The organism is Kitasatospora sp. NBC_00240, assembly GCF_026342405.1.
Classification (GTDB): domain Bacteria; phylum Actinomycetota; class Actinomycetes; order Streptomycetales; family Streptomycetaceae; genus Kitasatospora.
Genome location: NZ_JAPEMU010000001.1, coordinates 8,659,471 through 8,681,277, shown reverse-complemented (window position 1 = coordinate 8,681,277; position 21,807 = coordinate 8,659,471). Strand labels below are relative to the sequence as shown.

The following is a 21,807-nucleotide window of genomic DNA, read 5'->3' as shown; positions in this document are numbered from 1 at the left end:
ACGGGTACCCCTGCGGAGGAACCGGCCGCGGGAAGGGATACCCCGCCGGCGGACCGTACGGGGAACCCTGCGGCGGCACCGGGGAGCCCAGGCCCGGGGAGCCCGGACCCGGCCACCCAGCCGGCGGCCGACCGCCCGCACCACCCGCCGGCTCCCCGTACCCGCCCCCGCCGTACCCGCTCACGCCACGCACCCCCGCCGTCCTGTCCTGCCGATCTCACGCATCGTAGCGGGCGCGATCACCGGGGCGGGCCGACGACGAACGCGGCCGGAGCACGGTGCGGGTCAGGACGGCGGCCGGACGGCGACCCGGCGCAGCACCCCGAGAGAGGCCGGGGCAAAGTGGCGGGGAGAAGCGGCGGTCTGCCTGCGGAGGACGCCCACCCTGGGGAGGTGGGGTCCCTGGTCGTCACCGGTCAGACGGCTTCGAGTGTCCATTCCTGGCTGGTCGCGCCGGCAGCGGCCAGCTGCACGACCTGGGCCCCGTCGGCACCGGAGGACCCGGCCACGTCGAGGTACAGGCCGCTGGAGACGTTGGCCAGCTTGTAGTACCCGGCGGTCGCGCTGGGGACGAGCTTCCACCACTGGTTGGGGGCCTTGGTGTCCGTCCACTGGTCCAGGGCCTGGCCGGGGGTGGTGGAGGCGCCCGGGTTGTCGAGAATCTTGCCGCTGTTGACGTTGGACAGGCGGAAGGAGCCGTCGTAGCCGGGGACCAGCTGCCACTTCTGGTTGGCGCCTGCGGTCCAGTACCACTGGATGACGGGGGCACCGTCGGACTGCGAGGTTCCCGAGACGTCCAGGACCTTGCCGCTGTTGCGGTTGATCAGGCGGTAGGTCCCGGCCAGCGTCTTCAGGGTGATCGTGGTCCGGGTGCCCGCCGTCAGGGCCACGTTCCTGGCGTGCCCGCCGAGCGGGGAGGGGGTGACGGTCGCCGCGGTGGAGACCGAGGTGATGCCGCGGCGGCAGACCAGCGAGATGTTCTGGGTGATGTCCGAGGTGAGGATGACGGTGGCGGTGCGGGCGGCGGTGTCCCAGGTGAGGCTTTCGACGCGCACGCGGCCCCGGCCCTGCACACCCTTGATGGTGCCCTTGGCGAGTTGGTCGGGCAGCGCCGGCAGGAGTTCCACGACACCCGGCCGGGTGTAGAGGAGGGCTTCGGCGAGGACGGCCGGCAGGGTGTTGGCGGCGTCGCAGTTGTAGATCTCCAGGTTGGGGTTGTGGGAGGTCATCAGCGAGCGCCACACCATGTTGCTGCCGAGGATCTTCCTGACGTTGTCGTAGACCCCGGCGCCGTCCTTCAGCCGGGCCCTCGCGAGTGCCCGGTGCAGGCTGCCGTGCGCCGAGTAGTTCTCGTCGCCGCGCAGGTCCAGGGCCCGGCCGGCGGCGCGGACCAGGTCCGGCCGGTCCTCGGGGTTGATCTCGTGCAGGGGCCAGGCGCCGTACATGTGGTGGGCGTGGCGGTGGTTGTAGCGGTCGGTGAGGCCGGGCCAGGACCACTCCGCGAGTGCGCCGTCGCCGTTCACGGTGTAGTCGGGCAGCTGGGCGAGCAGCGCGGTCCAGCGCGCCACCCCCTGCCCGGCGCCCTGTTCGGTGTTCAGGGTGTCGGCGGCGTCGATCGCGGCCTGCAGGGCGTGCCGGCCGGCCATGATCTCGCCGGTCGCGTTGGTGGAGAGCATCCGGCCGGTGCTGGAGGGCGAGTTCTCCATCGAGAAGGACGGTACGAAGACCTTCTTCCCCGCGGCGTCGGTGCGGGTGAGGAAGTCCTCGTAGAACAGGGCGAGTTCCATCAGGGCCGGGCCGAGCTTGTCCCGCAGGAAGGCGGCGTCGCCGGTGACCTGGTAGTACTCCAGCAGCGGGAACAGCAGCCAGTCGGCGCCGCCGGTCCAGCACTGGCCGGGGAAGTCGCTGTCGTTGAAGTGCAGCATGTGGCCGTGCTCGCCGTCGGTGCGGGTCGGGGCGAGGAAGCCGCGGGTGCCGTAGATCTTGGCGGCGTTGTCGCGCCAGTCGGCGAGCTGGCCGAGGATCAGGTCGAAGTAGCCCTGCATGGCGGTGCCGTGGCTGAGGATGTTGCCGCCGGCGACCTGGAAGTTGACGTTGGCGTCGGTGGTGAAGTCGTCGGCCCAGGCCCCGCCCCAGCTGCCGGTCCAGATCCCCGTCAGGCGCGGCGGGAGCACCCCGCTGGAGCTGACGAACAGGTACCGTCCGGAGTCGTACATCCGCTCCAGCAGCGCGAGGTCGACGACCGATCTGTTGCCGTTCTGGCGTGCCGTCAGCTCGCTGGTGGACAGCCGGCGGTCAGCGGCGGAGACGTTGAGGTCGAGGCTGGAGCCGTCGAACATCGCCTGGTGCAGCGGCTTGTGCCGGCCGAGCAGGGTGGCGTAGTCCGCGCCCAGGGCGCCCAGGGCGCTCTGCAGCGGCTTGGCGTCCCAGCCGCCGGCGGTGTCGTAGCGGGCGAGCTTGGTCAGCAGCACCACTTTGGCGGCCTTGGCGACGACCAGGGTGGAGCCGTTGACGGTGACGGTGGCCTTGGTACCGGTGGCGACGAGCCGGGTGACGCCCTCGTAGCCGTAGGCACCGAGCCCCGCGGGGTAGGTGCCGCGCAGGTTGAGGAAGCCTTCCCGGCCGCTCGCGGTGGCGGTGGTGGTGTAGGAGACGCTGCTCGGCACACCGTCGAGGGCGGTGTTCACGCTGAGCACGGTGTCGACGGTCCGGCCGGTGGCGGGGAGCAGCTCGTGGACGATGACCTTGTCGGCGCGGGAGGTGAAGGCCCGCCGCTTCCAGGTGCCGGCGGCGTCGGTCCAGGTGTGGGTGACCTCCCCGGTACGGAAGTCGGTGATCCGGGCGTAGTTGTCGGCGGTGGTGACGCCCGGGGTGCTCAGCTGCAGTTCGTACCCGGGGTGGAAGGTCTGGGTCCACCGCAGGTCCCAACCGGAGGCGAAGGTGGCCGTCGCCCCGGCGTAGTCGCCGGCGAGGGCCATGCTCTGCACCTGGGACAGTTGGGTGGAGATCCTCGGGGGATCCACGTCGCGGGTGCCGTTCGGCAGCACGAAGCGGTGGTGGTTGACGATCACCTTCTCCAGCGTCGGTGACCCGTGGAGCACCGCGCCGTACTCGCCGTTGCCGGTGAGGAAGCCGTCGGTCCACGCGGACGCGGGGGTGGTGTCGTAGATGCCGCGCGCGGGCAGGGTGACCTGCGGCGGCACGGCGGCCGCGGCCCGGGACGGTACGAGGCAACCGTTCAACACGACAGCACCAGCGGTCAGGGCGGCCCCGCCGAGAAAGTTTCTGCGGCCCAGGGGCAGGTCGGGCAGGGTCATGGCGTTGGCTCCGTTCGCCGGAAGTAAGGGGCAGCTGTCCCAGGCGCGAGGGACGAATGGGCCGTGGACGTGACCCCGGCGTCCCGGCCGGGCGAGCCCACTACTGGCGCATCGTCATTCCCGAAGGTGCATGTTTGCGCTGCCATCGCGGCACAGTGGAGCATTCGCATCAAGTCGTGTCAATATCTGTGGACAAAAGTGCGTATTTGTTTGATGGCTGACTGAATCAGACCGGGGACCCGCTTCGCCACGCCGCACCTCGCCGACGCCCGGTACGCCCCGGTGGGCCCCGGTGGGCCCCAGGCCGGAACCATGAGCAGCAGACACGCCCCCACCACAGGGAGGACACGAACAGATCCGTCCACGAACATGCCACTCGGAGCGCGACCAGGCTCCGGCTCCCCGACCTCGACGCCGCCACGAGCGGCACGCGGTACCCCACGGGCAGCGAGACCGTGGCACCCGGACCACACGGTGCGACCTCGCGGGAGCGAAGGCTCCACCGGACGTCGGCGGAAACGCCCGACGCGTCGGGCACAACTGACCATCCCTCACAGACGGCGGAGTACCACGCGCCGACCGGCACCGCCGCCGGCCGCCTCTCCTGCGGGGGAGGGCCGCCCGGCGGTCCCCCACCCCTCGCGGGGCGTACTACGGTCGAGCTCGTTCGCGGGTCTGGACAGGGCAGCAACCGTCGGCCAGTCTTCACCACCATGACCCTCCCGCTCTCCCAGCACTCCCCCGGCGCCGCGCGCACCGCACTCTTCGAGGCGGTCACCGCGGTCGGCGACGAGGCCGTCGCCCTGCTCGCCGGCTGCCACGGCGATGCCCGGATACCCGGCGCGGAATGGACGGTCACCGAGGCCGCCGCCCACTTGGCGATGGTCAACGAGTTGATGGCCGCACTGGCCGCCGGCGAAGACCGGCCGTACGGGGACGGCACCCCGGGCTCGCTGGCTGCGGCGAACGCCGCGTCGCTGGCGGAGCGGTCGGAGCGGGACCTGGTCGTGCTGGCCGAGGAGATCGCGCGGCAGGCACGGGCGTTCACCGCGGCAGCCGGCCCGCGTGCAGGCACCGAGCCGGTGTCGACCCCGCTGGGCCCGATGGGCCTGGACATCCTCGGCTCCTACCTGCTGACCCACATGCTGGGCCACCTGTATGACGTCGCCGTCGCTCTCGGGCGGCCCCACCCGATCGACCGGCACCGCGTCGAGCTGGCGATGCCGTTCGTACGGACGGCCATGCCGTGGGTGGTGAACGCGCACGCCGCGGCCGGCCACAGCGCCTGCTACCGGCTGCGGGTGCGCGGCCTGGACGGGTTCGCGGTGACCTTCACGGACGGCGCCGCCGTGGTGAGCCAGGAGCCGCCGCGCCGCCCGGACTGCACGATCCTCACCGGGCCGGAGGCGTTCCTCCTGATCGCCCTGGGCCGCTACCGCGCCACCGACGCCCTCCTGCGCGGCAACGTGCTCGCCTGGGGCCGCCGACCGTGGCTGGCCCTGGGCTTCCCCCAACTGTTCAAGGCCCCCTGAGCGCGGGCCACCCGAAGGTGCTCACGCCGGGCGGCAACGGCGCCACCGCTGCCGGAACGACGGTCCGTTCGCCTCGAAGGCCCGGTGCGGCCACCCGTCGCCGGAAGTGAGCGCTGTTCCCGGGAACGGGTGTCGCTCTGCCGCACCGTCGCGGGCGTCGGTGGTTCGGCATGAACCCGGCCGGTCGACGGTCGGCGGAGGCAGCCCGAGCCCCCAGCAGCCCGCGCCCGCCGATCGGCCGGACGCCCCGCAACATGGCCACCGGTCGTCCTCGTCCTCCTCGCCGACCGGGTCCGGAAGAGCGGCTGTCACCCTCACCTCGGCTCAGACGGAGAGGATTTCGCGACGGACGGACATGGCGCGCTGCCCGCGCCGGTCGGCGAGGAGGACGAGAGCGACACCGAAAACCGCCCAGGCGGTCAGTACGAGGGCGGGCAGGCCGGCGCCGGCGCCGCCGAAGAACCCGTTGGCGCGCAGGAGGCTTCCGGAAGCGCCCGGCGGAAGGAGCTGCCCGAATGCGGCCCAGCCCTCGGGGAGCCAGTGGGGGCCTGTCGTCAGGCCCGAGAGCGGGTTGCCCAGAAGCATCATGAGCGCGCTCCCGGCGGCGAAGCCGATGATGCCGATGAAAGCCTGGAGGCCGATCAGGGTGCTGGAGAGTGCGGCCATGCCAAGGATCAGTCCGAGTGCGGTGAGCCAGTAGTCGCCGTTGATCGAGTGGGTGGCGAACCGGAGAACGGCGGCTACGGCGGCGCCCGCGACGACGGAGAACAGGAGACCCCCGGACAGGCGGGTCCGCAGTCCGCGGTGCCCCGGGAAGAGGCTGCTGAGGATGAGGGCGGGGAAGATCCCGCCGAAGATCAGAGGCAGGAGCACGGCGGTCAGCCCGCCACCGCGGGGGTCGTCCTCGGTGAAGGGGACCAAGTCCTGGACGGATGCCCGGGTCCCGTGCTGCGCGGCGACCTTGCTGCCCAGGGTGGTGAGGGCGCCGGTGGCCGAGGGACCGCCGGCGGTGGCGGTGTAGACGTCGACTCCGTGAGCGGTGACCGAGAGGCCCCCCGCGACGTCGCGCTCCTCGATCGCCGACCGGAGTGCGGCAGGGTCGCTGTAGAGGCGGACGTCCCAGGCCTTGCTGTCGGTACTCCTCCGCAGATCCTCGACAACCTGCTGGGACCCGGTGACGCCTACGGGCACACGGTGCGGACCGCCGTGGATGGAGGGGAGGGCGAAAGCACACAGCATCGTGGCGACCAGGGCCGCCAGGCCGAGAACGACCAGGGGCAGCTTGCGGCGGCCCGCATCGGGCTGCGAGGGGTTCATGGACATGGCTCTCCTTCGATGCCTCCTGCCGCACGCGGACAGGGCTTTGCTGGGCGGGCCTGGAGCGGAGCGCTGCCGGCGGGCGGCTCCGGGCGGTCGAGCTCCGTATTGTGGAACCTGATTACAGAGTACATTAAGTCAGGTTCCAGGCTTCACGATGGCGTCGCCCCGTCCCGGCCCCGGGATTCCGGAGGCAACCGCCAGCACCGGCCCTGGAACAGGGAGCCAGCCGTGCGGGCAGAGGGAGAAAGTCAGCCGTGCGGACACTCCGATCGGGCAAGGGTCGGGGGGAGCGACGTCCGAACTCGCGGCGCTTTCGGCTTTGCGCCCCTGTACCCCTGTACCCCTGCATGCGACGCACGCCTGGCAGGTGACAGGCCCGTACGAGTCGAGCCGGGCAGCGGGGCCTCGTCGCCGTTCGAGGTCATCACGACAATTCGAGGTCATCGCCCAAGGCGAGGGGTTCTCCGGCCGGCACAACCGGCGCCCCCGTCGAGGTGCTTCGTCGACGCGAGGGTTCGGCGAAGGCGCGCGCTCGGCACGGCCGGGCCGGACCCACCGACATCCTCAGCACCGGCCGCAGCGGTCGGACGCCGGGTCCGCACCGGCAGATCTCAGGGCAACCGGGCTTCGCGCCCCTCCGGCATCAGTTCCGGACCGGCGTCGGACCCGGACGGAACGGCGTCGCGGTCCGCCAGCGCCGCGTGCGGGACAGGCCGACACGCGTCGGAGCGGCGGACGGGCTCTACCCCCGTGGTGGCACCGCCCGCGCGGCCGCGCCGCAGGCCCCCGGCCGGATGTCTCCGACCTAACCCTTTGACGGCTGCAGACCGCTCTCGTCGGGCGGAGGCAGGGCGACGGCTCGGAGGAAAGCCTGAGTGAAGGTCTCGATGGCTTCGTCCTCCGTGGGCAGGCCGGCCGCGGCGAACCGGCCGGTGACCGGGCGCAGCAGGAAATGCAGGAAGATCGGGCTGGTCATCTGCTGGGTGAGCAGGAGCAGGGGCAGGTCACGGATGCGGCCTGCGGCCGCTTCTCCGGCGAGCCACTCCCCGAGGCCGGCCAGGAGGCGGGGAGTGAGGTTCTGGAAGACGAACTGGACGTTCTCGTCGCCGGGGCGGGCGAACACCTCGGCCAGCAGGGCGGGCAGGACACGCGGCTCGCGCTCCAGGGCGTCGACCAGGAGCCGGTAGACGCGCCGGACCGTGTCCTCCAGGTCCCCGTGCGGCGCGGCCAGGAACCGCTCGACGTCGACCAGCGGGGTGAAGCGCTCGAAGACCGCACGCAGGAGTTCGTCGCGCCCGCCGAAGGCGGCGTAGAGGCTGGGCACGGAGCACCCGGCCGCGGCCGCCACGCGCTCGAACGTCACTGTTCCCAGCCCCTGCTTGCTGATCAGCGCGCCCGTGGCCTCGATCGCGCGTTCCTTGACCGGCTTCCGCCCTCCCGGTTCGACGCCGGCGGCGCGCAGCGCCTCGTCCAGGGTTTGCCGAGTGCCGCCCAGCCGGCGCAGCAGGGTGCTGCGGGAGATCCCGGCCTCCTGGGCGATGTCGCGCAGAGTCACGTCGGCCACGGAAACCCGGCGTGCGTCCGCGGCCCGCAACGTGGCCTCGATGATCGCCTGGGGAACGTGGTGGCCTGACGACTCCTTGGTACCTGACATGATTGTCAATTTACTCTGTGTTGGGGTCTCAGTCCATATGGCCAGGCGCCCGCGGTACCACCACCGGACCCCTTCGCCGGGCCCGGCCACCGCCGTGGTCTCCGACCTGGCACCTCGGGTAGCACCTCCGGCGATGAACCGGCGACGAGCGGGCGACGAGCGGGGGCAGGGCCGGCGGCGATGAACGGGCGCCGGCCGGGCCCGACAGCCGACTTCGGGGCGCGCATCATCTAGACTGAAACTCGACTACAGAGTAAATTAACAAGCATGTCACGCACCGGAGAGACACCCGGGGACCCTTACCCCCAGGAGGTCGCGGAGCCCGGCTCGCGGGTCGCAGGCGCACGCGAGGCCTCCGAGGCCGGCTCGGCCGTGCGACACATCGCTCGACGGCCGGAAGCCCCCGCGATCTTCTGCTGCGCCGGCTGGGCGGCACCCGACGTGTCCTGGCCGAGGCGCTGCGCGCCGCCACGAGGCCACGCCTGCCGGGGCCTCGATATCGCGCAGGAACACCCGATCAAGGATCTGAGAAAGAGAGCGTAGATATGTCTGCGTCCAGGGACGGCGGAAAAGCGGTCGACAGTGGGCCTGCCGTCGGCATCGTGCAGGAGGAGCGGCGGTTCGCCCCGCCCGCGGAGCTCGCCGCCGCGGCCAACGTCACGGCGGCCGCCTACGCGCAGGCCTCCGAGGACCGGCTGGCGTTCTGGGCGGAGCAGGCGCGCCGTCTCGACTGGGCCACCGAGCCCACCGAGACCCTCGACTGGTCGAACCCGCCGTTCGCCAGGTGGTTCGCCGACGGCACCCTCAACGTCGCCCACAACTGCGTGGACCGGCACGTGGACGCCGGCCACGGCGACCGCGTCGCCATCCACTTCGAGGGCGAGCCCGGCGACAGCCGCGCCATCACCTACGCCCAGCTCAAGGACGAGGTCTCCCGCGCCGCCAACGCCCTGATCGAGCTCGGCGTCGCCAAGGGCGACCGCGTCGCCGTCTACCTGCCGATGATCCCCGAGGCCGTCGTCGCGATGCTCGCCTGCGCCCGCATCGGCGCCACCCACTCCGTGGTCTTCGGCGGCTTCTCCGCCGACGCCGTCGCCTCCCGCATCCAGGACGCCGACGCCAAGCTCGTCATCACCGCCGACGGCGGCCACCGCCGCGGCAAGCCCACCGCCCTCAAGCCCGCCATCGACGAGGCCCTGGCGAAGTGCCCGCAGGTCGAGCACGTCCTGGTGGTGCGCCGCACCGGCCAGGACACCGCCTTCACCGAGGGCCGCGACGTGTGGTGGCACGACATCGTCGAGCGCCAGCCGGCCGAGCACACCGCGCAGCCGCACGACGCCGAGCACCCGCTGTTCATCCTCTACACCTCCGGCACCACCGGGAAGCCCAAGGGCATCCTGCACACCACCGGCGGCTACCTCACCCAGGCCGCCTGGACCCACCACGCCGTCTTCGACCTCAAGCCCGAGTCGGACGTCTACTGGTGCACCGCCGACATCGGCTGGGTCACCGGCCACTCCTACATCGTCTACGGGCCGCTCGCCAACGGCGCCACCCAGGTCATCTACGAGGGCACCCCCGACACCCCGCACCAGGGCCGCTTCTGGGAGATCGTCCAGAAGTACGGCGTCACCATCCTCTACACCGCGCCCACCGCGATCCGCACCTTCATGAAGTGGGGCGACGACATCCCCGCCAAGTTCGACCTCTCCACCCTGCGGGTGCTGGGATCGGTCGGGGAGCCGATCAACCCCGAGGCGTGGGTCTGGTACCGCGAGCACATCGGCGCCGGCAAGGCCCCCGTCGTCGACACCTGGTGGCAGACCGAGACCGGCGCCATGATGATCAGCCCGCTGCCGGGCGTCACCACCACCAAACCCGGCTCCGCCCAGCGCGCGCTGCCCGGCATCGCCGCCACCGTCGTCGACGACGAGGCCCGTGAGGTCCCCGACGGCGCCGGCGGCTACCTCGTCCTCACCGAACCCTGGCCGTCCATGCTCCGCACCATCTGGGGCGACGACCAGCGCTACATCGACACCTACTGGTCCCGCTTCGGCCCCGGCGCATCTGCGGCCGACGCCGCGTGGCGCTACTTCGCCGGCGACGGCGCCAAGAAGGACGAGGACGGCGACATCTGGCTGCTCGGCCGCGTCGACGACGTCATGCTCGTCTCCGGCCACAACATCTCCACCACCGAGGTCGAATCCGCGCTCGTCGGCCACCCCGCCGTCGCCGAGTCCGCCGTCGTCGGCGCCACCGACGCCACCACCGGCCAGGCCATCGTCGCGTTCGTCATCCTGCGCGCAACCGCCACCGACAGCCCCGAACTCGTCGAGGAACTGCGCGCCCACGTCGGCCGCACCCTCGGCCCCATCGCCAAACCCAAGCAGGTCAAGGTCGTCGGCGAACTCCCCAAGACCCGCTCCGGCAAGATCATGCGCCGCCTGCTGCGCGACATCGCCGAAGGCCGCGAGGTCGGCGACACCACCACCCTCGCCGACAGCAACGTCATGAACCTCATCCAGTCCCAACTCCCCACCAAGGGCATCGGGAGCTGATCCCCGGTACCGGATCTGCCGAGGCGTCCCCCGGGCGGTGTCGCGTCCCGTCCCGCCCCGGGGGCGTGTCCGACCAGGTCCGTTCGACCCGAAAGCGATCAGGACCGGGAGCGGCTACGAGCTGCAGGCGGCAGCGAGAGCTCTGCGGATGCGGACCGGCTCGTACGTGGGGGATGCGATCGAGAGGACGACGAGGGCGGTGCGGCCGAGGTGGGCCGCCAGGGTGCGCGAGGCAGCACTCGCGTCGCGGGACTTCACCGCCTCGGCGATCGTGCGGTGCTGCTCGCTCGTACCCGCCTGCCATTCGAGGGGGTTCCACGACACGAAGGCCATCCGGTAGCGGGTGGCGTGGTCCGACAGCAGGGCGAGTTCCCGTTCGATGCGCGGGCCGGACGGGTGGACCAGTGCGCGGTGGAATTCCTCGTGCGGGCACTCCCACTGCTCGACGTCCCCGGTGCTGGCCTTGTCGTCCATCTCCTGCAACAACTGGTCGAGTCGTCGGAGGTGCTCCTCGCTCATGCGCGGGACGGCGATCCCGATCGCCAGCGATTCAAGGCTGATACGCATGGCGTAGAGCTCGTCGAGGTCCTCGTCGCTGAATGCCGCCACCCGGGCACGGTGCTGGGACTCCTGCTGGATGAAGCCCTCACGCTGGAGGATTCTGAGCGCCTCCCGCAGAGGACCGCGGCTCACGCCCAGCTGCCGGGCGAGTTCGACCTGCGACAGCGGGTCGCCGGCGCGCAGCTCGCCGTGCATGATGGCGCGTCGCAGCGCATGGTGGGCCCTGCTCACCTCGTCGGGGTGGGCGGGCGTGTTCGCCACCTCGGCTACCCGTGCTGTCATCGCATGCCGGCCTTTCGCGTTTCCCTACGGCGTCCGGGCGGTCACCTGGACCCGCCCGGACGAGCTGCAAGTACCACCGTATCCGACGGCGACCATCAGTCTGCCGACACTTTCGCGGGTGGCTCAGCCCCGTCGGATGCTGCACCCTCGCTCCGATCGCGCATTCCCGGCGCATGGGAGGGGCAGGACTCCGACGGGGCGGCGAAAAATGTTGACACTTCTAGGACTCCCGCGGGCGAGAACCCGCGAACCGACCGCGTCCTCCTCCGCCCCGGCCGACGAAGGCCCAGCGGCCCTCGACAGGCGGCTCGCCGGTCCCGTCGAACGGTCGCCGGCGGAGCTAGGAGACCTGTTCCGACCGACGGTGGTTGCCCACCACGGTGTTGCGCACTATGCCCAGCCGTTCCACCTCGACCTCGACCACGTCCCCGGGCTGCAGCAGCCGAGGGGGCGTGCGCGCATAGCCGACTCCCGCCGGCGTACCGGTCGCGAGGAGATCGCCGGGGCGCAGTGACAGGGTGTGCGAGATGAAGGACAGCGTCTCGCCGACCGGGTAGATCATCTGATCGGTCGAGGCGTCCTGCATGGTCTCGCCGTTGACGCGGGTCTGCAGCCGCAGGCCCTGCTTCAGGTCGCCGACCTCCGCCACGGGAACCATCGGTCCGATCGGCCCGGACCGGTCCCCGTTCTTGCCCAGGATCCACTGGGAAGTCAGCTTCTGCGCCCTGCGGGCGGTCAGATCGTTGAACGCGGAGTACCCGACCACCGACGCCAGCGCCTCCTCCGGAGTGGCGTCGACGAGCGGGGCGCCGACCCAGGCGACGACCTCGCCCTCCCAGTCCAGTCCGTCCTCGTTGGAGGGCACGGGGACCTCGGTCCCGTCCACGCTCAGGGACTGGGGCCAGCGGGCGAACAGGGTGGGGTACGGCGGCAGCTCCTGGTCGCGGAAACTGCCTTCGGCGGCGTGGTCCGAATAGTTGAGCCCGATGCAGAACACGCGCGCGCCGGGGAGTACGGGAGGAACCCGCTCGACCGAGGCGACAGCGAGGGTCGGGCCGGCGGGCTGCCGGGAGAGATGCCCCGCCGGGTCGGCCCAGAAGTCCGCGAGCGAACCGAGGACCGTGACTTCGTCGCCCTGTTCGGACAGGGCCGCGACCTCCACGGCGGAGTCGGTTTGCGATCGCCTGACGCCCACGATTCTCACTGATTTCCCTTTCCGGTCTCCGGGACTCGGCCCAGGACCCCTCTGACGTTGCTGGCTGGTGCGCCGCGAGCGGCGGCGCCGCTGTTCAAACGGCGTGGTCCGCGTGCGGGCCGGTGTGGTCATGGTCGAGGTGATGCTGGATCAGCAGGTCGGCGCCGAAGTCGTTCGAGGGGTCGCGCCAGACGCTGTGCACGTGGTTGGCGTTGTCCTCGGCATTGTCGAACTCGACGAGGGTGACCGGACCCTGGATCCGGAAGTAGTGCGGCTGTTCGATGCTGGTGCCGCCGGCCCAGGCGAAGCGCAGCTCCTCGACCCCGCCGGCGGCCGCGATCCGGTCCATCTCGAAGCCGACCTGACCCGGACGGGAACGCTCGACGAACCTGGCGAGCAGGTCGTCGAAGTGCGCGCGCTGGACGGCCGAGAGGTCACCGGCGCGGATACCACGGGGATGGGCCCGGAAGTAGGCCAGGGCCTTGCGGTCCTCGTCGGTGATCATCGCGTCCCGGCGACCGACACCGTGCAGGGCCGGGTACTCGACCTCGCCGATGGTCGCGACGGTGCGGGTGACGAAGTCCGCCGGCGGCTTGGAGTGGATGATCGCCTGCCGCTGCTGGGGGCCGGTGAGGCTGTCGAGCAGGGCGAAGGCGGTGTCCTCCTCCTCGCCCAGGATCCGGAAGGGCCCGAAGCGGGCGGGTTCGGCGCCGAGCAGGAAGGGGGTGGCACTGAGCAGGTCGCCGTCGACGACGGTGACGTTGATCGACAGGTGGTGGCCGACCAGGCGCCAGCCCCAGGTCGTGTCCGGCTGCGGCTGGCCGAAGAAGGTGAGGAAGTAACCGCGGGCGTCGCGGAAGGCGGCCGCGGTGTGCCCGAACACGGGCAGGTTGAGCTCGCGGAGCACATGCTCGTTGGCCATCACCTGAATGACCCGGGCGTAGGCCGGGATCGACATCGACTCGGCGATCAGCCGGTGCGCCAGCACCTCCTGACGACGGTCCAGGTCCCAGAGCGGGAGGCCGTGCCGGCCGGACTCCGGCAGGAAGTTCCAGTGCGTCCGGCCGGGATCGGTGCGGGGCAGCAGCACCCGCGCGCGCTGATCGGCGCTCAGGGCGTCGAACAGCACCATCGCCGCGAACGTGACCAGCGTCGCGTCGAACGAACCTCCCTCGCGCGGCCGGTGCGCCTCCGGAAGGTCCCCCTCGGGATGCGGCGTTGTCGTCATGACGAACCTCCTTGGTTTCCTCGTGGACGGACCCGGTCCTGTGCGGCCGGCTGGAACGCCTGGCGCAGGAGCGAGACGAAACGGGGGATGTCGGTGTGCTCGCCGGCCGCGAACACGTAGAAATCCGGCCGGGCGAGGAACGCGTCGCACCCGTGCTCGGTGAACCAGCGCTCGTAGGCATTGTCGAGATCCTGGACGGGGCCTTCGCCCGACACGTCGGCGAGCACGCCGCCGATCTCCCGGAACCACCTCAGGTCGGCGTCGCCCAGGAGCCGGGCCGGGTCCCCGGCACGGCTGATCAACTGCCAGCCACCGCCGACGAGATCGTCGAACAGGCCCACCCGGTCGCCGGCGCGGACCCGGCCCTGCGGCGCCAGCCGCCCGTCGGCGCCCCTGCTCGCGAGCGTCAGCGACGGCTCGCCCAGGCGGGGGTGCGGGGGCTCCTGGGCAGCGGCGTCGGGACCGCCGGCCCGTCTCATCGCCGCGTCCCGGGCGGCGGCCCGGTCCACGTCGAGTTCGCAGATGACCCGTCCGGCGGCCACCGCCTCGTCGATGATCTCCCGGACGTGTCCGGTGCGTTCCGGCCCGTACGTGTCGAGCACCGCCGACGGCGCCAGCCCGCGGTGGACCATGCCCATCCGCCAGCTGAGCGCCCGGGCGTCCCGCAGGCCCGCGCAGAGACCCTGCCCGAGGAACGGGGGCATCAGGTGGGCGGCGTCACCCGCGAGGAAGACGTTCCCCTCGCGCCAGCTGTGCGCCCACCGTCCGCGGAAGGTGTAGACGGCGTGCCGCTCCAGCCGGGCCGTCTCCGGCGTCACGCCCCAGGGCGCCATCAGCCGCCAGGCCGTGCTGTCCAGTCCCAGTTCCTCGACGGTGGTGTCCGCGCGGCGCATGAACTCGAACCGCCGCCGGCCCGGACCGCTGTTGACCGCGGTGGCCGGCTGCGCCGGGTCGCAGTACTGGGTGACGAAGGCGCTCCAGTCCTCCTCGACCAGCGGCTGGTAGTCCACCACCAGCCAGTCGGCCTGGAACCCCGAATCCCCGACGTCGATGCCGAGCAGGGTGCGGACCGGGCTGTTGGCCCCGTCCGCGCCGACGAGCCACCGGGAACGGACCTGCACGACGCTGCCCGGCTGCCCGGTGGGGGCGACGCTGACGGTCACTCCCCCGTCGTCCTGCACCAGGTGCTGGAAGGTCCGTCCGCGGTGGACCGTGACACCCGGCGTCGAGACCGCCAGGTCCTCGAGGGCGGTCTCCAGGTCGGGCTGGTAGAAGCCGTTGGTGTTCGCCCACCCCGACTCGGCGGGCCTGTTCCAGTCGATGGCCCGCAGAAGTTCGCCCTCGCCGTTGCGGAACTCGTACCCGCCACGTTCGCCCTGGGACGGTTCGAACAGGCCGGCATGGTCGTCCATGAGTCCTGCGGCCTGCAGGATGCGCAGCGCCTCGTGGTCGATGGTGCACGCCCGCGGCAACGGATACCGCTGCGGCTGGCGCTCCACGACGGACACCCGCAGGCCGGCCTGCCCGAGGAGGACGGCGGTCAGCAGGCCGACCGGGCCGCCGCCGACGATCACGCAGTCGACGACGGGCGACAGGGCTGCGGCATCGGGATCGGGTCGCGTCGTCATGCGGCCGACTCCCCCGCATCCGGGCTGCCCGCGAAGGAAGCCGGTCGGTCGCAGGCCGGTGCGGAGCCGGGGAGTACGGGGGCAGGGGTCACGGTCGTCTGCTCCGGTCGGATCGGGACGGATCGCGGGCGGTCGGCGTTTCCTGGCAGGACCACGCACTTGGCGTGCGGCGAGCCCGCCTGCTCCCGCCACATCGTCGGAAGTTCTTCGAGCGGGAAGGTGCGGACCTCGACCTGGAGCTCGTCGCGGGCGAGGGCGCTCCACAGCCACGTCAGTGCCGGCTGCTTGTCCCGCAACGGGGTGTGCAGGCCGGCGAATCCGGACAGGGTGAGCTGCTTGCCCCGCAGCAGACCGGCCGGCACCTGCGCGGTCGCACCGGCCGGGTTGCCGATGTTGACCACCCGCGCCCGTGGCGCGCACACCTGCAGAGCCGCCTCCAGCGGCAGCCCGTACACGCCGTCGAGGACGACGTCCACCGGCCCGCTCGCCGCCAGCAGGCGAGCCGCCAGCTCTTCGACGCTCTCACCGGTACGCAGCTCGACGACGGCGTCCGCGCCGAGCGGCAGGAGGTGGTCCAGCGCCGCACGGTCGCGGGCGACCCCGACCACGTGGCCCGCTCCGCTGCGGCGCGCCACCTGGATCGCCAGCTTTCCGACCGCGCCGGTGGCTCCCAGTACGAGCACCGTCTCCCCCGGCCGCAGGGCGGCGTTCTCGATCAGTGGCATGAACGCCGCCGTGCCGGAGTTGCCGACCGCCGCGGTCAGCACCGGGTCGAGTCCGTCGGGCAGCGGCAGCAGGTCCTCGTCGGCGACCAGCACCTGGGTGGCGAAGGTACCCGGGGTGGCCGGCGAGGCGTGGCACTCGGCGTAGACCCAGGAGCCGATGGGGTAGCGATCCGAGTCGAGCACCACGCCCACGCATTCGCTGCCCGGGACGTAGGGGGCCTCGTGCCGGGCCGAGTGGAACGTCCCCGAGGCGATGACCAGGTCGAGCGGGTTCAGGGGGGCCGCCACCACGGCCACGAGCGTGCTGCCGGGCGTCCGCGACGGCAGCACGACCGTGCCCAGGCGCGGTTCGGCGCCGGGGGCGTCGACGATCGCCGCCGGGATCCCCTCCTGCGGGTCGGGCCGCACCGGCCCGTGGCCCGATCCGGCGAGGCGGTCCCCTGCCGGCTCATGGGTCCCGGACCTCAGGGTGATGCTGCCGTCGCTGGTCCCGCTCCGGTCGAGCGCCTGCAGGAAGCGGGCGATGTTCGCCGGACCCGGACCCGTGCCGGCCGGCCGGCCGGGATCCCCGTGCACCCCCCCGACGATGTCCGCGACGGTGAGCCGCTCGGCTCCCGGTGCCGTGCCGACCGGCACGGCACCCACCGAGAACGTGACGACTTCGTCGTCCCGGTACTCGAAGCGTCCCTCCCCGTCGGTGAATCCCGAGCAGGTGGGGGTTTGGTACCGCAGACCGACAACGGGTCCGACGAGTCTTCCTTCTCGCAGCATGGATCTCCACTTTCAAGGCCGGGGGAACGACGTCGTCGACCGGCCTGTGTGACGGCTGTGAGCGGCCGCGGCCGCCCTGGAGGGCGGCACGTCGGCTGCTCAGATGGTGGCCAGACTCCGGAAACGGCTGGCGTGGTAGACCAGCGGGGAGGTGTCCGGGGACGCGCTGAGCCCGAGGATCCGCAACAGGACGATGTCGTGGTCCCCGAACGGGACCTCCTCGTGGATCGTGCAGTCGAGCCACAGGGTGGCTCCGTCCAGGAAGACGCTGCCGTTGCCGGAGGAGTACCAGTCCGTCCCCGCGAAGCGGTTGCCCGTCCTGCTGGCCAGCCGTGCGCAGATGTCGTCCTGCCCCTCGGCCAGGACGCTCAGTCCCAGTCGGGGCTGCTCCCGGAGCTTCGGCCAGGTGGTGGAGGTGTGCTGGATGCACACCGACACCAGCGGCGGGTCCATGGAGACGGACGTGAACGAGCTTGCGGCCAGGCCCAGGGGCTCACCGCCACGCCGCGCGCACAGGGCGGTGACCCCGGAGGGGAAGCACCCGAAGGCCCGCCGCAGCTGGTCCGCGGCCGTCACCGGCTCGATACCTCTCATCGAAACTCCTTCCCCGGCCGGCGCCCAGCGCTCGCTTCCGGTTGGCGCGGGCGTGGTCGCCCGGGTGTCATCGGTTGTCATGCCGCCCGGCGTCGGACCACTGGACCCGACCCTCGGACCTCTCGCGGTCTCAGGACCGGGCCGGGGTTTCGCTCAGCCAGTCGCGGATGGCGTCGGCGTGGGCGCCGAGGACGGGGGGCGCGACGTGGTCGACGCGGGTCGTCTCGGTCTCCGCGCCCGTGGAGTCGACACTGAAGGTCCGCAGGGCCGAGCCGGGCAGGGTGATCTTCCCCAGGCTCTGGTGCTCGACATCGACGAGGAGCTGCTGCGAGCGCGTCTGCTCCCACTCGTAGACCTCGTCGAGGGTGCGGACCCGGCCGGCGGGGATGCCGATCTCGGCGAGGCGCCGCAGGAGCGCTTCCGGCTCGTACCCGGCGAACACCAATTCGAGGATCTCGGTGAGCTCGGCCCGGTTCGCCGTGCGGTCGGCGTTCGTCGCGAAGCGCGGGTCGTCGTCGGCGAGGTCGAAGGCGGCGCAGAGGCGGTGCCACATGGCGTCGTTCCCGCAGGCGATCTGCACGCTCCCGCCCGAGCAGCGGAACAGGCCGTACGGGGCGATGGTCGGGTGCTGGTTGCCCTGCGCACGGCCGACCTCGCCCGCCACCGTCCAGCGGGTTCCCTGGAACGCGTGCGCCGCGACGACGGCGGAGAGCAGCGACGTGCGCACGACCTGTCCCAGGCCGGTACGGTCGCGCTCCCGCAGTGCCGCCAGCACGCCGAACGCGCCGTTGATGCCGGCGAGCAGGTCGCCGATGGGAACGCCGACGCGCTGGGGGTCGGTGGGATCCGGTCCGGTGAGGGACATCAGTCCGGCCTCACCCTGGGCGATCTGGTCGTACCCGGCGCGGTGGGACTCGGGGCCGTCGTGCCCGAATCCGCTGATCGACAGCGTCACCAGGCGCGGGTTGAGCTCCATCAGCCGCGCGTTGCCGAATCCGAGCCGCCGCAGCGCGCCCGGCTTGAAGTTCTCCAGCAGGACGTCCGCCCGCTCGATGAGCCGGGCCAGCACCTGTGCGTCCTCGTCCCGTTTCAGGTCGAGGGCGATCGATTCCTTGTTGCGGTTGCAGGAAAGGAAGTACGTCGACTCGGGCGCGTTGTCACCGATGCGGACGAAGGGAGGGCCCCAGGACCGGGTGTCGTCCCCGGCGGGGCTCTCGACCTTGATCACGCGGGCTCCGAGGTCACCGAGCATCATCGCGGCCTGCGGTCCGGCGAGGGCGCGGGTGAGGTCGACGACGAGCAGCCCGTCGAGCGGCCCGCTCATGACCGGGCCTCCGGCGCGTTCGCCTGCGGGCCGTCCGGGTTCGGGCGGATCACCAGCATGCTCGCGGGCAGGTTGGTGCGGTTCTCGACGCCGCGGAGCGTCCCGGTCGTGAGCCGAGCCCCGTCGAGGGCGTTCAGGACGTGGGTCGCGCCGTCGGCGTCGAGAAGGGTCAGGCTGCCCGTCAGCACCAGGTAGAGCGTCTCCACCGGGACGGGTGACATGTCGGCCCGGCCGCCGGGCAGGTAGTGCGAGAGGGCCACCGTCACGGCACCGTCGTAGCGCTCGCCGCCGAAGAGGTGGACGGGTCCGACGCCGCTGTGGCCGACGGGCTCGAAGCGTTGGGCCTGGATGAGTTGGGTGATGTCGATCGGCACGGCGTGGTACTCGATTCTGGCGGGCGGCGGGTCAGGTGCTCGCGGCGGTGGTGGCGGTGGCCCGGTCGGCGACAGGGCGCGGGGCGGGCGGGCAGCAGGCGCATGGGCAGCGGCTGCCCGCTCCTCTCCAGGGCGGTGAGGACGCGGCGGACGATGACGGTGTCGGCCACGCCCTCACCGGGGGTGTAGGTGCGGCCCCTGTCGGGCACCTGCCCCGGGCCGCCTTCGACGGGCTGTCACTGACCCGGCCGAAGAGGGTGGCGGCTGGGACACCACGATACGAGTCACAGCAAAGATGTCAACATTTTGGCGCAGGCTCGCTGAGGCCTGACATCGGGACGACTTCGGCGGACCCGACCGACCGCGAAGCCTCGGAGCACTCCCGGGCCGTCCGCACTGGCGCCGAAGAGCAGGAAATATGCGGTGGCCTCGCCGATGCCGGCGGCGATCCCCCGACCGTGGCCCCGGCGGGCGCCGATCGGGCCCACCCTCCGGCACCGGCGGCCCAGGGAGACCGAATCCCCGGCGGGTCAGCCAGCAAAGTGTTGACATCTTTGCGGTAGCTCCTGTTGAGTAGCCTGACCGCAACACCCCCTGCGGAGCCCGTCACGCCCCCTCCACCCCCGGGCGTGACGGGCCGGGACGCCGTGCGGTGCACACGCTTCGGACTGCGTGGTGGCCGGCCGCGAGGCGGTACGGATTCCGTCCGCTTCCGGCGCCGCCGAACGCACCGCCCACGGCCCGGTCGCCCGCAGATCGACCGGGCCCGGGCGACGGTGCGCAACGCGCCTCCTCGGCCGTACCGGCCGCCCTGCCACCCCAACACGTCGTCCAGCGCCTCTGTGAGGACCTCCATGACAGTCCCGCCCCACGACGGGCCAACTCTCGCCGCCGAGTTCCCCGACAGCACACGTGAGCAGTGGCGGCTCCTCGTGGAGGGCGTCCTGCACAGGTCCGGCAAAGAGCTCTCCGGATTCGCGGCGGAGGACGCCCTCACCACCGGGCTTCAGGACGGGCTTCGCGCCCGCCCGCTGTACACCGCCGACGACACGGCGGCCGATCCCGGGCTGCCGGGCTTCCCGCCGTTCGTGCGCGGGGGCCGGGCCGAGGGATCGGTCCTGTCCGGCTGGGACGTGCGCCAGTGGCACGCCGACCCGGACCCACGCCGGACCAACGAGGCCGTGCTCGCCGACCTGGAGAACGGTGTCACGTCGCTGTGGCTGGCGGTCGACGAAGGCGGAGTGCCCGTCGACGCGCTGGCCGAGGCGCTGAAGGGGGTCCACCTGGACCTCGCCGCAGTGGTGCTCGACGCCGGCGCCGGGGCCCGGACCGCCGCCGAGCGGCTGTTCGCCGTCCTCGCGGAGCGCGGAGTGCCCGCCGAAGTCGCCACCGGCTCCCTGGGTGCCGACCCGCTGGGCCTGCTGGCCCGTACCGGCGTGGACAGCACCACCGACGCGCTGCTCGACGACGCCGCAACACTTTCGGTCCGTAGCGCCGGGCAGTACCCGGGTCTGCGTGCCCTGACGGTGGACGCGCTGCCGTACCACGATGCGGGTGCCTCGGCGGCGCAGGAGCTCGGCTGCTCGCTGGCCACCGGCGTCGCCTACCTGCGGGGGCTGACCGCGGCCGGGCTGACGGTGGACCAGGCCTGCGGGCAGCTGGAGTTCCGTTACGCGGCCACCGCGGACCAGTTCCTCACCATCGCCAAGTTCCGCGCCGCGCGCCGGCTCTGGGCGCGGGTGGCCCAGGTGGCCGGTGCCGCGCCCCAGGCCGCCGCGCAGCGCCAGCACGCGGTCACCTCGAGCGTGATGATGACCGAGCGCGACCCGTGGGTGAACATGCTCCGCACCACGGTGGCCTGCCTGGCGGCGGGTGTGGGCGGGGCGGACGCCGTGACGGTGCTGCCGTTCGACAGCGCGCTGGGCCTGCCGGACGCCTTCGCCCGCCGGATCGCCCGCAACACGCAGTCGATCCTGCTGGAGGAGTCGCACCTGGCTCGGGTGATCGACCCGGCCGGCGGCTCCTGGTACGTGGAGCGCCTGACAGAGGAGCTGGCGGCCGCCGCCTGGGCCTGGTTCCAGGAGATCGAGCGGGCCGGCGGGCAGCGCGCAGCGCTCGTCTCGGGGCTGGTGGGCGAGCGGGTCGCCGCGACCTGGGCCGGGCGTTCCGCGGACCTCGCGCACCGCCGCGAACCCGTCACCGGCGTCAGCGAGTTCCCGAATCTCGGCGAGCAGCTGCCGATCCGCGAGCCGTTGCCGGTGCGACCCGGTGGCGGCCTGCCGCTGGTGCGGAGCGGTCAGGCGTTCGAGGCGCTGCGCGACCGGTCGGACGCGGTCCTGGCCGCGGCCGGTGCACGCCCCCGGTTGTTCCTGGCGGCGATCGGGCCGGCGGCCGTGCACACCGGCCGGTCCTCCTTCGCCGCCAACCTGTTCCAGGCCGGCGGCCTGGCCACCGTGACCGGCGAGGGCACCGAGGCGGCCGCGCTGGCCGAGGCCTTCACCGCCGGCGGAGCGAGCGTGGCCTGCCTGTGCTCCGGCGACAAGCTGTACGCCGAGCACGCCGAGGCCGTCGCCGCGGCACTGAAGGCGGCCGGCGCGCGGCGGGTGCTGCTGGCCGGCAAGCCGGGCGAGCACCGCGAGGCGTACCAAAAGGCCGGGGTGGACGGATACGTCTTCGCGGGCTGCGACGCGGTCGCCGTCCTCACCTCGGTCCTCGACGAGATCGGAGCGGCACGGTGATCCCCG

Annotated in this window: 14 protein-coding genes; 3 read left to right on the top strand and 11 right to left on the bottom strand. The window is 72.3% G+C overall.

From position 1 onward, the window contains the following. Positions 1–416: 416 nt before the first annotated feature. Positions 417–3,317 carry an RICIN domain-containing protein gene (locus OG689_RS36905; protein WP_266325722.1) on the bottom strand — a complete coding sequence of 967 codons (2,901 nt, stop codon included), beginning with the start codon at positions 3,315–3,317 and terminating at the stop codon, positions 417–419. 713 nt (positions 3,318–4,030) lie between these two features. On the opposite strand from OG689_RS36905, the gene OG689_RS36900 reads away from it, so the two are divergent. Beyond that, positions 4,031–4,849, top strand: a complete 819-nt coding sequence (locus tag OG689_RS36900) for a maleylpyruvate isomerase family mycothiol-dependent enzyme (protein WP_266325720.1) — start codon at positions 4,031–4,033, stop codon at positions 4,847–4,849. A gap of 324 nt (positions 4,850–5,173) precedes the next feature. Here OG689_RS36900 and OG689_RS36895 read toward each other — a convergent pair whose 3' ends face one another. Both OG689_RS36895 and OG689_RS36890 read right to left on the bottom strand, forming a co-directional pair. Then, complete coding sequence (locus OG689_RS36895) at positions 5,174–6,172, bottom strand: hypothetical protein (protein WP_266325718.1); 999 nt, start codon at positions 6,170–6,172, stop codon at positions 5,174–5,176. A gap of 802 nt (positions 6,173–6,974) precedes the next feature. Next, positions 6,975–7,823, bottom strand: coding sequence for a TetR/AcrR family transcriptional regulator (locus OG689_RS36890; protein WP_266325716.1), 849 nt, complete (start codon positions 7,821–7,823; stop codon positions 6,975–6,977). A gap of 545 nt (positions 7,824–8,368) precedes the next feature. Here OG689_RS36890 and acs point away from each other — a divergent pair. Further along, positions 8,369–10,381, top strand: a complete 2,013-nt coding sequence (gene acs / locus OG689_RS36885; RefSeq protein WP_266325714.1) for an acetate--CoA ligase — start codon at positions 8,369–8,371, stop codon at positions 10,379–10,381. A 114-nt stretch (positions 10,382–10,495) separates the two neighbouring features. Here acs and OG689_RS36880 read toward each other — a convergent pair whose 3' ends face one another. The 8 genes from OG689_RS36880 to OG689_RS36845 form a co-directional block, all read right to left on the bottom strand. Continuing rightward, positions 10,496–11,224, bottom strand: coding sequence for a GntR family transcriptional regulator (locus OG689_RS36880; RefSeq protein WP_266325712.1), 729 nt, complete (start codon positions 11,222–11,224; stop codon positions 10,496–10,498). A 340-nt stretch (positions 11,225–11,564) separates the two neighbouring features. Further along, positions 11,565–12,419: a fumarylacetoacetate hydrolase family protein gene (locus OG689_RS36875; RefSeq protein WP_266325710.1), complete on the bottom strand. Its 855-nt coding sequence runs from the start codon at positions 12,417–12,419 to the stop codon at positions 11,565–11,567. A 94-nt stretch (positions 12,420–12,513) separates the two neighbouring features. Further along, the gene (locus OG689_RS36870) at positions 12,514–13,647 is read right to left on the bottom strand and encodes a DUF3500 domain-containing protein (protein ID WP_266325708.1); all 1,134 of its coding nucleotides are present in this window, start codon (positions 13,645–13,647) and stop codon (positions 12,514–12,516) included. Continuing rightward, positions 13,644–15,275 carry a bifunctional 3-(3-hydroxy-phenyl)propionate/3-hydroxycinnamic acid hydroxylase gene (locus OG689_RS36865; RefSeq protein WP_266325706.1) on the bottom strand — a complete coding sequence of 544 codons (1,632 nt, stop codon included), beginning with the start codon at positions 15,273–15,275 and terminating at the stop codon, positions 13,644–13,646. The genes OG689_RS36870 and OG689_RS36865 overlap by 4 nt, the downstream gene beginning before the upstream one ends. Then, positions 15,272–16,771: a zinc-binding alcohol dehydrogenase family protein gene (locus tag OG689_RS36860; RefSeq protein ID WP_266325704.1), complete on the bottom strand. Its 1,500-nt coding sequence runs from the start codon at positions 16,769–16,771 to the stop codon at positions 15,272–15,274. Before OG689_RS36860 ends, OG689_RS36865 begins: the two co-directional genes overlap by 4 nt. Positions 16,772–16,870: 99 nt before the next feature. After that, positions 16,871–17,365, bottom strand: coding sequence for a flavin reductase family protein (locus tag OG689_RS36855; RefSeq protein WP_266325702.1), 495 nt, complete (start codon positions 17,363–17,365; stop codon positions 16,871–16,873). Between the two features lie 130 nt (positions 17,366–17,495). Then, the gene (locus OG689_RS36850; protein ID WP_266325699.1) at positions 17,496–18,689 is read right to left on the bottom strand and encodes a CoA transferase; all 1,194 of its coding nucleotides are present in this window, start codon (positions 18,687–18,689) and stop codon (positions 17,496–17,498) included. After that, positions 18,686–19,063 carry a cupin domain-containing protein gene (locus tag OG689_RS36845; protein WP_266325697.1) on the bottom strand — a complete coding sequence of 126 codons (378 nt, stop codon included), beginning with the start codon at positions 19,061–19,063 and terminating at the stop codon, positions 18,686–18,688. Before OG689_RS36845 ends, OG689_RS36850 begins: the two co-directional genes overlap by 4 nt. An 854-nt stretch (positions 19,064–19,917) precedes the next feature. On the opposite strand from OG689_RS36845, the gene mutA reads away from it, so the two are divergent. Then, a complete protein-coding gene (gene mutA / locus OG689_RS36840; RefSeq protein WP_266325695.1) occupies positions 19,918–21,801 on the top strand; it encodes a methylmalonyl-CoA mutase small subunit in 1,884 nt (627 codons plus the stop codon). Positions 21,802–21,807 lie beyond the last annotated feature (6 nt).

Bases quoted from the DNA above. Each gene is read 5' to 3' on its own strand.
- OG689_RS36895 (WP_266325718.1), bottom strand. From the start codon at position 6,172: ATGTCCATGAACCCCTCGCAGCCCGATGCGGGCCGCCGCAAGCTGCCC.
- OG689_RS36860 (WP_266325704.1), bottom strand. From the start codon at position 16,771: ATGCTGCGAGAAGGAAGACTCGTCGGACCCGTTGTCGGTCTGCGGTAC.
- acs (WP_266325714.1), top strand. From the start codon at position 8,369: ATGTCTGCGTCCAGGGACGGCGGAAAAGCGGTCGACAGTGGGCCTGCC.
- OG689_RS36880 (WP_266325712.1), bottom strand. From the start codon at position 11,224: ATGACAGCACGGGTAGCCGAGGTGGCGAACACGCCCGCCCACCCCGAC.
- OG689_RS36850 (WP_266325699.1), bottom strand. From the start codon at position 18,689: ATGAGCGGGCCGCTCGACGGGCTGCTCGTCGTCGACCTCACCCGCGCC.
- mutA (WP_266325695.1), top strand. From the start codon at position 19,918: ATGACAGTCCCGCCCCACGACGGGCCAACTCTCGCCGCCGAGTTCCCC.
- OG689_RS36865 (WP_266325706.1), bottom strand. From the start codon at position 15,275: ATGACGACGCGACCCGATCCCGATGCCGCAGCCCTGTCGCCCGTCGTC.
- OG689_RS36855 (WP_266325702.1), bottom strand. From the start codon at position 17,365: ATGAGAGGTATCGAGCCGGTGACGGCCGCGGACCAGCTGCGGCGGGCC.
- OG689_RS36900 (WP_266325720.1), top strand. From the start codon at position 4,031: ATGACCCTCCCGCTCTCCCAGCACTCCCCCGGCGCCGCGCGCACCGCA.
- OG689_RS36890 (WP_266325716.1), bottom strand. From the start codon at position 7,823: ATGTCAGGTACCAAGGAGTCGTCAGGCCACCACGTTCCCCAGGCGATC.
- OG689_RS36905 (WP_266325722.1), bottom strand. From the start codon at position 3,317: ATGACCCTGCCCGACCTGCCCCTGGGCCGCAGAAACTTTCTCGGCGGG.
- OG689_RS36870 (WP_266325708.1), bottom strand. From the start codon at position 13,647: ATGACGACAACGCCGCATCCCGAGGGGGACCTTCCGGAGGCGCACCGG.